The organism is Pseudomonas sp. 21615526, from assembly GCF_013386245.1.
Lineage (GTDB): Bacteria > Pseudomonadota > Gammaproteobacteria > Pseudomonadales > Pseudomonadaceae > Aquipseudomonas.
In genome coordinates this window covers 1-13,890 of the sequence record NZ_JACAOM010000067.1, presented here as the reverse complement: position 1 = coordinate 13,890, position 13,890 = coordinate 1, and the positions used below count along the sequence as shown (strand labels likewise).

The following is a 13,890-nucleotide window of genomic DNA, read 5'->3' as shown; positions in this document are numbered from 1 at the left end:
CTGAACAGTGCATCACGCAGCTCTTCCAGTACCTCGGCACTCAAGGTTGGCGCGTCGATGTAGACGTTGGGCGGAACCATTTCCACCGCATCCAGGTTCAGATTGCGCCCACCGAGCAAGGCCAGGACTTCCTGGGTGATGCCGACGCGGTCGATGAAGCTGACGTGGATACGCATGGGGCTGTTTTTGGTTCTGGCGAGCGAGAGGTGGCAAGTATGCCTTGGAGAAGATAGAGATCAAAATGTGGGAGCGGGCTTGCTCGCGAATGCGGTGTGTCAGTCACCTAAAATATTGACTGATCTACCGCATTCGCGAGCAAGCCCGCTCCCACATTAACCCGATGCTGTTTCCGGAATCAGCGGCTCTGGCGTTGTTGTAACAACAGGTTGCTAAACCCGGCGCCGGCCAGTTGCTTCTGCGCCACGGTCAGCTGTTCACGGTTGCTGAACGGCCCCACCAGCACGCGATACCAGGTCGCATCCTTAACCGTCCCGGACTCCACCGTCACCGCCTGCCCCAGCAAAATAATCTGCGCGCGTACCCGGTCCGCATCCGCCTGTTTCGGGAACGAGCCCGCCTGCAGGAAGAACTTGGTCACCGGCGCGGCCTTGGTGGTGGCAACCGGCGGCGGTGGCGGCGGGGTAATCCCGGCCAGCGCAGCCTGGGCCCGGGCCGTGTCGATCTTCGCTGCTTCCGCCGGGGTAACCGGCGTAGTCGGCACCGGCTGCGGCGTCGGCAGGGTTTTCTCCGGCACGGCGTCCGGCGGCACGATCACTTCCGATTCCGGCAGCAGCGTGTAGAAGTCGTACTTCGGCTTCACCGGCGCAGTCGGGCTAGGCGGTGTCTTGTTCGCCTCGGCCATTTTCGTGGCCTTCTGCTGTTCTTGCTTGACCCGTTTGACGTCATCGCCCTTGCCCGGGTCGAGCTTCATCAGGAACACCACAAACGCGCCGACCGTCAGGCCGATGGCCATCCACAACCAGCCCGGAATAGGCTTCTTCGCCGGTGCCTGGTAGCGGCTGGCGCCGCGCTTGGGTGCAGGTTTTTTCTTGGCAGCCAACTTACATACGCTCCAGAGTTTCCAGGCCCAACAATTCCAGGCCTTGCTTGAGGGTCCGTCCTGCCAGTGCGGCGAGGCGCAGGCGGCTCTGCTTTTGGGCTTCGTCGTCTGCGGTCAGGATCGGGCAGTTCTCGTAGAAGCTGGAGAACAAACCGGCGACTTCGTACAAATAGGTGCAGAGGATGTGCGGTGTGCCTTTTTCGCCGACGCTGTTCAGCACTTCGCCGAATTGCGCCAGTTTGGCGGCCAGCTCCTGCTCGTGTGGCGCCTCAAGGTTGATCTGGCCTTCGACTTCGCTGAAGTCCTTGCCCAGCTTGCGGAACACACCGGCCACCCGCGTGTAGGCATACAGCAGGTACGGCGCAGTGTTGCCTTCGAAGTTGAGCATCAATTCGAAGTTGAAGCTGTAGTCGCTGGTGCGGTGCTTGGACAGGTCGGCGTATTTCACCGCGCCAATCCCCACGACGCGGGCGATGTTGCGCAGGTCGGCTTCGGCCAGCTCCGGGTTCTTTTCCTTCACCAGGTTGTAGGCGCGGTCCTGGGCTTCGTTCAGCAGGTCGATCAGCTTCACGGTGCCGCCGTCACGGGTCTTGAACGGGCGGCCATCGGCGCCGTTCATGGTGCCGAAGCCCATGTGCTCCATCTGCATCGGATGGGTCACGAAACCGGCGCGGCGCGCCACTTCGAACACTTGCTGGAAGTGCAGGGCCTGGCGCTGGTCAACGAAATACAGGGCACGGTCGGCTTTCAGCACGCCGCTGCGGTAGCGCACGGCGGCCAGGTCGGTGGTGGCGTAGAGGTAGCCGCCATCGGCCTTGACGATGATCACCGGCAGCGGGTCGCCGTCGGCGGTCTTGAATTCTTCGAGGAACACGCACTGCGCGCCGTTGCTTTCAACCAGCAGGCCCTTGGCCTTGAGGTCGTTGACCACGTTGATCAGGTCGTCGTTGTAGGCGCTTTCGCCCATCACGTCGGCCATGGTCAATTTGACGTTGAGCAGCTCGTAGATTTCCTGGCAGTGGGACAGCGAGATCTCGCGGAAGCGGCCCCACAGTTCCAGGCATTCGGCATCGCCGGCTTGCAGCTTGACCACCAGGCCACGGGCGCGGTCGGCGAATTCTTCGGATTCGTCGAAACGCTTCTTGGCGGCGCGGTAGAAGTTCTCCAGGTCCGACAGCTCGTTGCTGGTGATCGGGTTTTCCTGCAGATAGGCCATCAGCATGCCGAACTGGGTACCCCAGTCGCCCACGTGGTTCTGGCGGATCACGTCATCGCCGAGGAACTCCAGGACCCGCGCCACGCCGTCACCGATGATGGTGGAGCGCAGGTGGCCCACGTGCATTTCCTTGGCCAGGTTCGGTGCCGACAGGTCGATGGCCACGCGCTGTGCCGGGCCGGCCTTGCGCACGCCGATTTTCGCGTCGGCCAGGGCCGCGTCCAGGCGCGAAGCCAGGGCCTGGGTGTTCTGGAAGAAGTTGATAAAGCCTGGGCCGGCGATTTCAGCCTTGGTTACCTGCGGGTCGGCCGGCAGCGCGGCGATGATTTTTTCCGCCAGGTCGCGCGGCTTCAGGCCGGCCGGCTTGGCCAGCATCATCGCGATGTTGCTGGCGAAATCACCGTGGGTCTTGTCGCGGGTATTTTCCACCTGGATCGCCGGCGTCAGGCCTTCAGGCAACACACCTTCGTTGACGAGTTGGGTGAGGGCTTGTTGGATCAGCTGGCGAATGGTGTCTTTCATGGTGTTCTCTTTCGACCGCAAGCGGTGGCGCGCGATGCGCAGGTGGAAAAACTGGGCATTATCCGTGGCGAGGGCGGGCTTGCCAACCTTCGCGGGACCTTGACGGACGATTAACCTGTGGCGAGGGAGCTTGCTGTGGCGAGGGAGCTTGCTCCCGCTGGAGTGCGTAGCGCTCCCGGCTTTTTTGGGGCTGCTACGCAGCCCAGCGGGAGCAAGCTCCCTCGCCACAGGGGGTTAGTACAAATCTACCGGGTCTACGTCCAGCGACCATCTCACCTGGCGACCACTGGGCATTTGCTCCAGCGCAAGTAACCAGCTGCTTAATAAACGATGCAGCGGCGCGCGGGCGCTGGCTTGCAAAAGTAGCTGGGCGCGGTAACGCCCGGCGCGGCGTTCCATCGGTGCTGGCACCGGGCCCAATAGCTCGATGCCGGTCAGACCCAGTTCCCCCAGCAAACGTTCAGCCTCGCTGCACGCTTCATCCAGGAAACCTTCGGCCTGCCCCGGCTTGTGCGCTTCGGCCCGCAGCAGCGCCAGATGCGCAAACGGTGGCAGACCTGCCGAGCGTCGCTCGCTCAAGGCCTGTTCGGCGAAGGCAAAGTAGCCTTGTTCTGTCAGTTGAATCAGCAGCGAGTGGTCGGCCAGGTGCGTCTGGATGATCACCTTGCCCGGCTCTTCGGCCCGCCCGGCCCGGCCTGCGACCTGCACGATCAACTGCGCCATGCGCTCGCTGGCGCGAAAATCCCCGGAGAACAGCCCGCCGTCGGCATCCAGGATCGACACCAGGGTCACCCGTGGGAAGTGATGCCCTTTGGCAAGCATCTGCGTGCCCACCAGAATGCACGGCTGGCCCTTCTGGATCGTGGCGAACAACTGATTCATCGCGTCCTTGCGCGAGGTGCTGTCGCGGTCGACCCGCAGCACCGGGTAATCCGGGAACAGGATGCCCAGTCGTTCTTCGGCGCGCTCGGTGCCCGCGCCCACCGGTCGCAAGTCGACTTTGCCGCACTGCGGGCAGTGCCGCGGCACCCGTTCCACATGGCCGCAGTGATGGCAGCGCAACTCGCCGGAGCGCTGGTGCACGGTCATTCGCGCATCGCAGCGATTGCACTCGGACATCCAGCCGCAATCGTGGCACAGCAGCGTCGGCGCAAAACCCCGGCGGTTGAGGAACACCAGCACTTGCTGGCCCGCCGCGAGGGTTTGCCCGATGGCTTGCTGCATCGGCCCGGAAATGCCGCTGTCCAGCGGGCGACTTTTTACATCCAGGCGCAGGAAGCGGGGCTGCTTGGCACCGCCGGCACGTTCATTGAGACGCAGCAGGCCGTAGCGCCCGGTGTAGGCGTTGTGCAGGCTTTCCAGGGACGGCGTGGCCGAGCCCAGCACAATCGGGATGTTTTCCTGGCGGGCGCGCACCAGCGCCAGGTCGCGGGCGTGGTAGCGCAGGCCTTCCTGCTGTTTATAGGAGCCGTCGTGTTCTTCGTCGATGATGATCAGCCCGGGATTTTTCATCGGGGTGAACAGCGCCGAACGGGTGCCGATAATAATGTCGGCCTCGCCGTCCCGGGCGGCGAGCCAGGATTCCAGGCGCTCGCGGTCGTTGACCGCCGAGTGCACCAGGGCGATGCGCGCGTTGAAACGCTGCTCGAAACGCGCCAGGGTTTGCGGGCCGAGGTTGATCTCGGGGATCAGCACCAGTGCCTGTTTGCCGGCTTCGAGGGTTTCGCGGATCAGTTGCAAATAGACTTCGGTCTTGCCGCTGCCGGTGACGCCCGCCAGCAGGAACGCGTGGAAACTGTCGAAACCGGCGCGAATCGCTTCATAGGCGGCACGTTGTTCGGGGTTGAGCGGCAGTTCCGGCTGGGCCAGCCAGTGTTCGTGGCGCTCGCCGGGAGCGTGCTTGCGAATCTCCACCTGCACCAGGCCCTTGGCCAGCAGCAAGTCCAGGCTGTCCTTGCTCAGCATCAGCTTGCTTAACAGCTGATGGGCGACGCCGTGGGGATGCTGGGCCAGGGTTGCCAGGGCTTCACGCTGGCGCGGGGCGCGGGCGATGCGCGGGTCGTCCATGCGCGCCCCCGGGACCATCGACCAGAAACGCTCCTGGCGCGCCTCGGCCAGTTCGCCCTGGCGCAACAGCACCGGCAGCGCCCAGCTCAAGGTGTCGCCGAGGCTGTGCTGGTAATACTGCGAGGTCCACAGGCACAGCTTGAACAGCGCAGGCGGCAGCGGCGGCGTGCTGTCGAGGATGGCCACGGCGGGCTTGAGCTTCTCGGCGGGCACTTCGCTGTGATCGGCGACTTCCACCAGGATGCCGATCATCTCCCGTCGGCCAAACGGTACCCGTACGCGCATGCCGGGCTGCAACTGCGACCGCAATACGCCGGCAGGAGCCCGATAATCGAACAGGCGGCGCAGGGGCGAGGGCAGGGCGAGGCGCAAAATGGCGTCGGGCACGCGGGGGTTCTCATATGACGGGCGGCGAAGAAGGGCGGGAGCCTAGCAGACCAGCGGTGGATGTGGGAGCCGGGCTTGCCCGCGATAGTATCGACACGGTGCACCTGAGGCACCGCAGCGCCTGCATCGCGGGCAAGCCCGGCTCCCACAGGGCCTTGTGTATGCCGCGCTTTTCTGATGAAAGGGGCCGTTGTGCTTCTTGCGCGTTTAAAAAGGTCTGGTAGAATCCGCGGCCTAATTACGTGCGGTATTCAACAATAGTGTTGATTGGCGGCACGCTAGCCTGAGGAATACACCATGAAAGCCGATATCCATCCAAACTATGTTGCCATCGACGTTACCTGCAGCTGCGGTAACAAGTTCGAAACCCGTTCGACTTTCGGCAAAGCTCTGCCAATCGACGTGTGCAACGAGTGCCACCCGTTCTACACCGGTAAGCAGAAGACTCTGGATGTTGGCGGCCGTGTTGACCGCTTCAAGACCCGCTTCGGTGCTTTCGGCGCTAAAGCTGCTCCTAAGGCCGAGTAAGGCTGGTCCGCTTGGATGGCCTGTATGGCTTGTCCTCGCTGATGAAAAAGGCGTCCCTCGTGGGCGCCTTTTTTGTGTCTGCGATTTGGCTGGCGCCCGCCCAGGCCGAGGTGTTCTGCCCGGCGCCCGGCGATGTCGCGACCTTCGACGTGCAGCGGGTAGTGGATGGTGACACCGTGCGCCTCAAGGATGGCCGCAGCATACGCATGATCGGCGTCAATGCCCCGGAAACCGGCAAGCAGGGGCGCACTGACGAGCCCTTCGCCGTGGCTGCTCGCGAGCGCCTGCAAAGTCTGGTGGACGCGAGCGGTGGGCGCGTTGGCGTGGTGCCCGGACGGGAGAGCAAGGACCGTTACGGCCGCACCCTGGCCCATCTCTACGGTGCCAATGGAGCAAATCTGGAAGCGCAGTTGCTCGCCGAAGGCCTTGGCTTCCAGGTGGCCGTCGCGCCGAATGTGGAACTGGTGGCCTGCCAGCAAGCCGCCGAACGCAGCGCCCGGCAGGCCCGGCTGGGGGTGTGGCGCCGGTCACCGGTGGTCGATGCGGCGAAGATCCGGCGCTCGGGCTTTGCGGTGGTCAGCGGTCAGGTGAACAAAATCGAACGCAATCGCGGCGGAGTCTGGATTGAGTTGCAGGGCTCACTGGTACTGCGCATTGCACCCAATCTGGTGGGCCGATTCGACAGTGCACTGTTGAAGGGTTTGCAGGGCCAGTCCATCGAAGCCCGCGGCTGGGTGCTGGACCGCTCCCGACGCGGCGGCCTGGAAAAGGGCCAGGCACGCTGGCTGTTGCCACTGACCGATCCCGGCATGCTCGAGCAGGCGCCGTAAGAAAAAATTGTAGACATTTTTCAGGTCGATTGTGAACAGTTGAGCCCTTGTATCCCGTGGCTCTTGGCCAAAAGTCGTAGGGCAGGGCCCTTGACACCTGTGACTGCCCAGTCTTGTGGGGACTTTGCGACACGCGTATCCTCGGCGGTCCGTCGACCAACAGTAAAAGCGGAATGCCGATATGTCTGATTTGAAAACTGCCGCTCTCGAATATCATGCCCATCCTCGTCCAGGAAAGCTGAGTGTAGAGCTCACCAAAGCCACTGCCACCGCCCGCGACCTGTCGCTGGCCTACAGCCCTGGCGTTGCCGAGCCCGTACGTGAAATCGCCCGCGATCCTGAACTGGCCTACAAGTACACCGGCAAAGGCAACCTGGTTGCAGTGATCTCTGATGGCACCGCGATCCTCGGCCTGGGTAACCTCGGCCCATTGGCTTCCAAGCCAGTCATGGAAGGTAAGGGCGTGCTGTTCAAGCGCTTCGCCGGCATTGACGTATTCGATATCGAAGTCGATTCCGAGAGCCCGCAGGCTTTCATCGACACCGTAAAGCGCATCTCCATCACCTTCGGTGGCATCAACCTGGAAGACATCAAGGCACCTGAGTGCTTCGAGATCGAAAAGGCCCTGATCGAACAGTGCGACATCCCGGTATTCCACGATGACCAGCACGGCACCGCGATCGTTACCGCGGCCGGCATGATCAACGCCCTGGAAATCGCCGGCAAAACCCTTGGCGAAGCCAAGATCGTTTGCCTGGGCGCCGGCGCCGCGGCCATCTCCTGCATGAAGTTGCTGGTGAGCATGGGCGCCAAGCTGGAAAACATCTACATGGTCGACAGCAAGGGCGTTGTGCAGTCCGAGCGTACCGACCTGAACCAGTACAAGGCGATGTTCGCGCATCCGTCCTCCAAGCGTACCCTGGCTGACGCCCTGGACGGTGCAGACGTGTTCGTTGGCCTGTCCGGCCCGAACCTGCTGAGCGCCGAAGGCCTCAAGTCCATGGCGGCCAACCCGATCGTGTTCGCGTGCTCCAACCCGGATCCGGAAATCTCCCCGGAGCTGGCCCACGCCACCCGTAGCGACGTGATCATGGCCACCGGCCGTTCGGACTACCCGAACCAGGTCAACAACGTACTGGGCTTCCCGTTCATCTTCCGTGGTGCCCTGGACGTTCGCGCCAAGCGCATCAACGAAGAGATGAAAGTCGCGGCCGCCAACGCCCTGCGCGAACTGGCCAAACTGCCGGTTCCTCAGGAAGTGTGCGACGCCTACGGCGGCATCAAGCTGGAATTCGGTCGTGAGTACATCATCCCGAAACCAATGGACAAGCGCCTGATCACCCTGATCTCCGATGCCGTGGCCAAAGCCGCAATCGAGACGGGTGTGGCCACCCTGCCGTATCCGAAGAACTACCCGCTGCAAAGCGTGGATGATGTGTTCAACGGCTAAGCCGTTGTAGCGCACCACCAAAAAGCCCCGGCTCTTGCGAGTCGGGGCTTTTTTTGTGGCTGGCAATTGGCTCGAGCCTGGCGGTGATCCAACTGTGGGAGCGGGCTTGCTCGCGAAGACGGTGTGTCAGTCGGCCCATCTGAGCCTGATACTCCGCTTTCGCGAGCAAGCCCGCTCCCACATTGGAACTGCGTGTTAGAACAAGTCGATCGGCGCCGCCTCGTCCGCCGGCAGCGGGCTGCCCGGTGCAACACCATTGCCCAGCTCGTTGACCGACGGCGGCGTGTCCTCGCTCTTAAACAGCTCGAAGTACGCATTCGGCGTGCTCGGCGCTGCTGCACGGCCGCTGACCGGGTCGATCCGCAGGCTCAGGATGCCTTCCGGTTCCGGCTGGGTATGCAGCGGCATATCCTTCAGCGCGGCGCCCATGTAGCTCATCCAGATCGGCAGCGCGACGGTGCCGCCGAACTCCCGGCGACCGAGGCTTTCCGGCTGGTCGTAACCAGTCCATACGGTGGTCACGTAGTCGGCGTTGTAGCCGGAGAACCAGGCATCCTTGGAGTCGTTGGTGGTACCGGTCTTGCCGGCGATATCGGCACGGCCCAGGGCCAGGGCGCGACGCCCCGTACCTTTCTTGATCACGTCTTCCAGGATGCTGTTGAGGATGTAGGTGGTACGGCCATCCACAACGCGTTCGGCTACCGCCGGCGCTTGTGGTGCGGCGGGAGCACCGGCTGCCGGGGCTTCGCCTGGCGTCGGCTCGATGGTGATGCCGCCGTTGGCCGGTGCTGCCTGGCCGTCAGTGGCCGCGACGCCATTGACCACGTCGCCCGGGACCCGTGGTGGGTTGGCGGTGAACAGGGTTTCGCCGCTACGGCTTTCGATCTTGTCGATCAGGTACGGGGTGATCTTGTAGCCGCCGTTGGCAAAGGTGCTCCAGCCGGTGGCGATTTCCATCGGCGTCAGCGTGGCGGTACCCAGTGCCAGGGACAGGTTGGGCGGCAGGTCCGACTTGTTGAAGCCGAAGCGGGTGATGTAGTCGATGGTCTTGCCTACGCCCATCGCCTGCAGCAGGCGGATCGACACCAGGTTACGCGACTTGTACAGCGCCTCGCGGACGCGGATCGGGCCGAGGAAGGTGTTGGTGTCGTTCTTCGGGCGCCAGACCTTGTCCAGGTACTCGTCGACGAACACGATCGGTGCATCGTTGACCAGGCTGGCGGCGGTGTAGCCGTTATCCAGTGCAGCGCTGTAGATGAACGGCTTGAAGCTGGAACCCGGCTGGCGCTTGGCCTGGGTGGCGCGGTTGTAGTTGCTCTGCTCGAAGGCAAAGCCGCCGACCAGGGCACGGATTGCACCGTTCTGCGGGTCAAGCGACACCAGCGCGCCCTGTGCCACGGGCACCTGGCTGAATTTCAGGCTGTCGTCCTTCTGGCGCTGCACGCGAACCAGGTCACCGACCTGGGCCACGTCCGACGGCTGCTTGGGCATCGGGCCCATGCTGTTGGTGTTCAGGAAAGGGCGGGCCCATTTCATGCTGTCCCACGACACATGCTCTTCGCCGGTGCGCGTCAGTACCTGCACGCCATCTTTCTTCACCTGGGTGACGATGGCGGGTTCAAGGCCGCTGATCGGGCGCTGTTTGCCCAGCTCGACGGTCCAGGCGCTCAGGGTCTTGCCCGGCAGGCGCGATTCAGGGCCGCGGTAGCCATGGCGCTGGTCATAGGCGACCAGGCCGTCGTGTACCGACTTGTTGGCGATTTCCTGCAGGTTGCTCGGAATCGTCGTGGTCACGCGGAAACCTTCGGTGTACGCCTCGCTGCCATAGCGGCCGACCATCTCGGCACGGGCCATTTCGGCGATATACGGGGCATTCACTTCCGGGGTTGGCACGTGATAGCTGGCGTTCAGCGGCTCGGCCACCGCACTTTCGTACGCGGCCTGGTCGATCTTGCCCAGCTTGTACATGCGGCCCAGGATCCAGTCGCGGCGCTCTTTGCTGCGCGCCGGGTTGGCCAGCGGGTTGAAGCGTGAAGGCGCCTTGGGCAGGCCGGCAATCATCGCCATCTGCGCCAGGCTGGCGTCACGAATCGACTTGCCGTAGTAAACCTGTGAAGCCGCCTCGATGCCGTAGGCGCGGTTGCCCAGATAGATCTTGTTGACGTACAGCTCAAGGATCTCGTCCTTGGTCAGCTGACGTTCGATCTGCAACGCCAGGAGGATTTCCGTGGCTTTGCGGGAAAAGCTGCGTTCGCTGGTGAGGAAGAAGTTTTTCGCCACCTGCATGGTGATGGTGCTGCCACCGGATTGAATGTGTCCGCTTTTGACCAATTGCGTGGCTGCCCGCACCAGGCTGCTTGGGTCGACGCCATAGTGATTGGCGAAGTTATCGTCTTCAGCCGACAGCAGGGCGTTTATGAAATTGGGTGGAATGTCGGCGAAACGGATCGGTGTGCGGCGCATTTCGCCGAACTCCGCGATCAGTTTTTCATCGCTGCTGTAGACCCGCAAAGGAATCTGCAACTGGATACTTCTCAGGGCCTCTACGGAGGGCAAACCCGGACTAAGGTAGAGATAGGCCCCGCTGAGCACGAGCATCAGCCCGCAGACGATCGCGACAATGGAGTACCCGAAAAACTTCAGCAGACGAATCAAGGCTTTTGGATTTCCAAGGAAAAGAATGGGTTAGGCGTCGGGGCATGCACGGCAAGTGGTGGATCGACCCGGCCAGCAGATAAACGCGGGAAAAAACGCTGGGCATTAAAGCATTTTTCGGCTTCGGGCGTCATTCGCGCCGCTCATACAAGCCGACCGAATGCAGGAAGCCTGGCAGCAATCAGTCCGTAAGACAGGGAAAGTTTTGGGGAGTTTTATGAGAAAGGGATTTTTCAGGCGAAAAGCCGATGCCGTCCTGGGTGTCGACATCAATGACACCGGCGTCAGGCTGGTGGAGCTGGAGGCGTCAGGCACTGGCTACAGCGTTCGGGGCTACGCCATGCAGCAGTTGCCGGCCCATGCGGTGGTCGACAGCAGCGTGGTTGATTTCGATGCCGTCGCGCAGGCACTTTCCCGGGCGCTGGTACAGGCGCATACATCACTCAGGCATGCCGCCGTGGCCGTGGCAGGGCCCTCGGTGATTACCCGCGTGCTGGAGATGGACGCGGGGCTGACGGATGCTGAAATGGTGCGTCGAATCCATGGGGAAGCAGACCAGTACATTCCTTATCCGCTGGAGGATGTGGCTATCGACTTCCAGGTGCAGGGCCCGTCGGCCCATGACCCGCAAAGCGTCGATGTGCTGCTGGTTGCCTGCCTCAAGGAACAGGTGGAGGCCCGTGAGGCGGTTTTGGCCCTTGCGGGGCTGGCGACGCGGATAGTGGATGTCGAAGCATTTGCATTGGCTCGCGCGGGCAGGCAGGCTTCGGACAGCATCACGCCGGGCCGTCGTGTCGATGGCGCGCAATGGGCCGTGGATGCCCAGGGAATGGGAGTGGCCTGCGGGCTGGCCCTGAGGAGTTTCGACTGATGACACGAATCAACCTGTTGCCGTGGCGCGCAGAACGGAATGAGCGGCGGCGCAAATATTTTCTGGTGTTTTTGGCGGGGGCTGCAGCGGTGGCGCTGGCTGCGGTTTGGCTGGCAGACCAGGTGATCGACCGTGCAATCGATCGGCAGTTGGCTCGCAATAACCAGTTGAGCCAGGGTGTCATCGGGCTCGACTCGCGGATCAAGGCCATCGACGAACTGCATGAGCAGCGCCAGCAGTTGATGGAACGGATGAAAGTTGTGCAGGGTTTGCAGGACGATCGTGCGGCGGGTGCTCAGTTGCTGGACCAGTTGGCCCGTGCCGTGCCGGAGGGGGTGCAGTTGCGCGAAGTGAGCGTCGACGGCGGGTCTGTTTCCATCAGCGGCACGGCCGGATCGAACCGGGACATTGCTCAGTTCATGCGAGGCCTCGAAGCTGCCGAAGACTTGGAAGCGCCCCGGCTTCAACGGGTTCGCGGCGCGCAGGAGGGCGACGACAATGGCTTCCAGTTGACGGTTCGCCATGGTCACTCGGATGAGGTGCGCCAATGAGAGGGGCGTCAGGCCTGCCAGGGCTGACGGAATCCGATATAACCCAGCTCTGCCAGAACGCCGCCAACTGGCCCTTGCCGGGCAAGGCGTTGCTGGCTGGCGCGGTGGTTTGCCTGCTGTGGGCAGTGGGCAATACCTTCTACTTGAGTGGGGCGCGGGAGCAACTGCGCCAGCTTGAGTCGCAGGAAGTGGCGCTTGAACAGCAGGTCGCGCTGAAAACCAGCCAGGCTGCCGGCCTGGAGTCCCTGGTCCGCGAACTCGAAACAATGCGAGGCCATTTCGCCAACCTGTTACGGCGGCTGCCTGCCGACACCCAGGTACCCGGCCTGCTTGAAGATATTGGCCGCCTGAGTGCCGCCAATGGCTTGGTGCTGGAGGCCATCGAACTTCGGGATGACCAGCCTCGCGCCCTGTACATCGAATCGCCCATGCAGATTGGCGTCACCGGGACTTTTCACGACCTGGCGGCGTTCATCAACGGCATGGCCAGCTTGCCAGGAATTGTCACGGTGCATGACTTGGCATTCAGTCCTGTCGATCCCTCGGTGTTGCATCTCAGTCTGGTAGCCAGGACCTATCGTCACAACCGCCAGGCGGGCGATGACCTGAAGGTTGATTTGCACCCGCCGGCACAGGCTGTCGCCGAGCCCGGGCCGCAGCAAGTGGCGTACGATTTTGCAGCCTTGCGCGACCCTTTCCAGCCGCCCTCTCGCCAACTGGTTCGACCCGCCGGGCGACCGGCTGCCGGACCTGATCTCGCCAGACCTCGCGGAATCCTCGAAGGCTTCGCCGTGGAGCAGTTCGAAATGGTCGGGACCTTGTCCCTGGGGGCTCAAACCTTCGCCCTGCTGCGCGGAGCGTCGTCTGTCCATCGGCTGGCAATCGGCGATTACCTGGGCCCGGACCACGGGCGCATCACGGCGATTCATGACTCCCATGTCGAACTGGCCGAGCTTTTCCCGGATGGCCAGGGCGCGTGGCTGGAACGCTCGCAAACCCTTGCCCTGAACGTGAACTCATAACGGAAACAAACAATGAAAAGGACTTTTTCGTCCTTCGGTGTGGCGCTATGGATAGCGTTCACGGCACCGATGGTCATGGCTGTGCCCAATCGAATCGACTTGATTCACCTGCCGCCACCTGGCAATGCGCCCCTGAGTTCCGGACGCGTGGCATTCACAGGGGACAAGCTGTCCCTCAACTTCCAGAACATCGAGTTGCGCGCGGTGCTGCAGCAGATTGCCGACGTTGCCGGCCTCAATCTGGTGACCAGTGACGACGTGCAGGGTTCGATCACCCTGCGCCTCAAGGACGTGCCCTGGGACCAGGCCCTGGACCTGGTGCTGCAAACCAAGGGGCTGGACAAGCGTGTGACGGCCAATGTGCTGCTGGTCGCGCCGGCCGAGGAGTTGGCCGCCCGCGAGTTGCTGGCGATGGAGTCGCGCAAGCAAATGACTGAGTTGGCACCGCTGCGCCGCGAGTTGCTGCAAGTCAATTACGCCAAGGCGTCGGACCTGGCCAAGCTCTTCCAGTCGGCCGTGGGCCTGGAAGGTGCAACCGATGAGCGCGGCTCGGTGGCGGTGGATGACCGCACCAACAACATCATCGCCTACCAGACCCGGGAGCGGCTGGAGGAGCTGCGCACGATTGTGGCGCAACTGGATATTCCGGTAAGGCAGGTGATGATCGAGGCGCGGATCGTCGAGGCCAATGTGGATTACGACAAAAGCCTTGGCGTGCGCTGGGGCGGGCA

10 protein-coding genes and 2 pseudogenes are annotated in these 13,890 nt (G+C 62.7%); 7 read left to right on the top strand and 5 right to left on the bottom strand.

From position 1 onward, the window contains the following. The 4 genes and pseudogenes from HX786_RS19315 to HX786_RS19300 form a co-directional block, all read right to left on the bottom strand. A pseudogene (locus HX786_RS19315) lies at positions 1 to 176 on the bottom strand (Fis family transcriptional regulator); the annotation flags it as partial. Positions 177 to 355: 179 nt separating this feature from the next. Continuing rightward, positions 356 to 1,060 carry an SPOR domain-containing protein gene (locus HX786_RS19310; protein WP_003209324.1) on the bottom strand — a complete coding sequence of 235 codons (705 nt, stop codon included), beginning with the start codon at positions 1,058 to 1,060 and terminating at the stop codon, positions 356 to 358. A 1-nt stretch (position 1,061) separates the two neighbouring features. Then, positions 1,062 to 2,798 (bottom strand): arginine--tRNA ligase, encoded by a 1,737-nt coding sequence (gene argS, locus HX786_RS19305; protein WP_003209327.1) that lies wholly within the window; start codon positions 2,796 to 2,798, stop codon positions 1,062 to 1,064. A gap of 234 nt (positions 2,799 to 3,032) precedes the next feature. Then, positions 3,033 to 5,252, bottom strand: coding sequence for a primosomal protein N' (locus HX786_RS19300; protein WP_178912480.1), 2,220 nt, complete (start codon positions 5,250 to 5,252; stop codon positions 3,033 to 3,035). Between the two features lie 297 nt (positions 5,253 to 5,549). On the opposite strand from HX786_RS19300, the gene rpmE reads away from it, so the two are divergent. From rpmE to HX786_RS19285, 3 genes are all read left to right on the top strand, one after another. Then, the gene (gene rpmE, locus HX786_RS19295) at positions 5,550 to 5,780 is read left to right on the top strand and encodes a 50S ribosomal protein L31 (RefSeq protein ID WP_003209330.1); all 231 of its coding nucleotides are present in this window, start codon (positions 5,550 to 5,552) and stop codon (positions 5,778 to 5,780) included. A gap of 41 nt (positions 5,781 to 5,821) precedes the next feature. Further along, positions 5,822 to 6,610, top strand: coding sequence for a thermonuclease family protein (locus tag HX786_RS19290; RefSeq protein WP_087692534.1), 789 nt, complete (start codon positions 5,822 to 5,824; stop codon positions 6,608 to 6,610). 181 nt (positions 6,611 to 6,791) lie between these two features. After that, positions 6,792 to 8,060: a malic enzyme-like NAD(P)-binding protein gene (locus HX786_RS19285; protein ID WP_003209334.1), complete on the top strand. Its 1,269-nt coding sequence runs from the start codon at positions 6,792 to 6,794 to the stop codon at positions 8,058 to 8,060. A 195-nt stretch (positions 8,061 to 8,255) separates the two neighbouring features. Here HX786_RS19285 and HX786_RS19280 read toward each other — a convergent pair whose 3' ends face one another. Next, on the bottom strand, positions 8,256 to 10,712 hold the full coding sequence (locus HX786_RS19280; protein ID WP_371316571.1) for a penicillin-binding protein 1A: 2,457 nt from the start codon (positions 10,710 to 10,712) through the stop codon (positions 8,256 to 8,258). A 220-nt stretch (positions 10,713 to 10,932) separates the two neighbouring features. Here HX786_RS19280 and pilM point away from each other — a divergent pair, with 220 nt between their 5' ends. The 4 genes and pseudogenes from pilM to HX786_RS19260 all read left to right on the top strand — a co-directional run. After that, positions 10,933 to 11,586 carry a type IV pilus biogenesis protein PilM gene (pilM, locus tag HX786_RS19275; RefSeq protein WP_178912479.1) on the top strand — a complete coding sequence of 218 codons (654 nt, stop codon included), beginning with the start codon at positions 10,933 to 10,935 and terminating at the stop codon, positions 11,584 to 11,586. Beyond that, positions 11,586 to 12,137 carry a PilN domain-containing protein gene (locus HX786_RS19270; protein ID WP_178912478.1) on the top strand — a complete coding sequence of 184 codons (552 nt, stop codon included), beginning with the start codon at positions 11,586 to 11,588 and terminating at the stop codon, positions 12,135 to 12,137. The genes pilM and HX786_RS19270 overlap by 1 nt, the downstream gene beginning before the upstream one ends. Continuing rightward, positions 12,134 to 13,159, top strand: coding sequence for a pilus assembly protein PilP (locus HX786_RS19265; RefSeq protein WP_178912477.1), 1,026 nt, complete (start codon positions 12,134 to 12,136; stop codon positions 13,157 to 13,159). The genes HX786_RS19270 and HX786_RS19265 overlap by 4 nt, the downstream gene beginning before the upstream one ends. 150 nt (positions 13,160 to 13,309) lie before the next feature. Then, positions 13,310 to 13,890, top strand: a pseudogene (locus HX786_RS19260) (secretin N-terminal domain-containing protein); the annotation flags it as partial.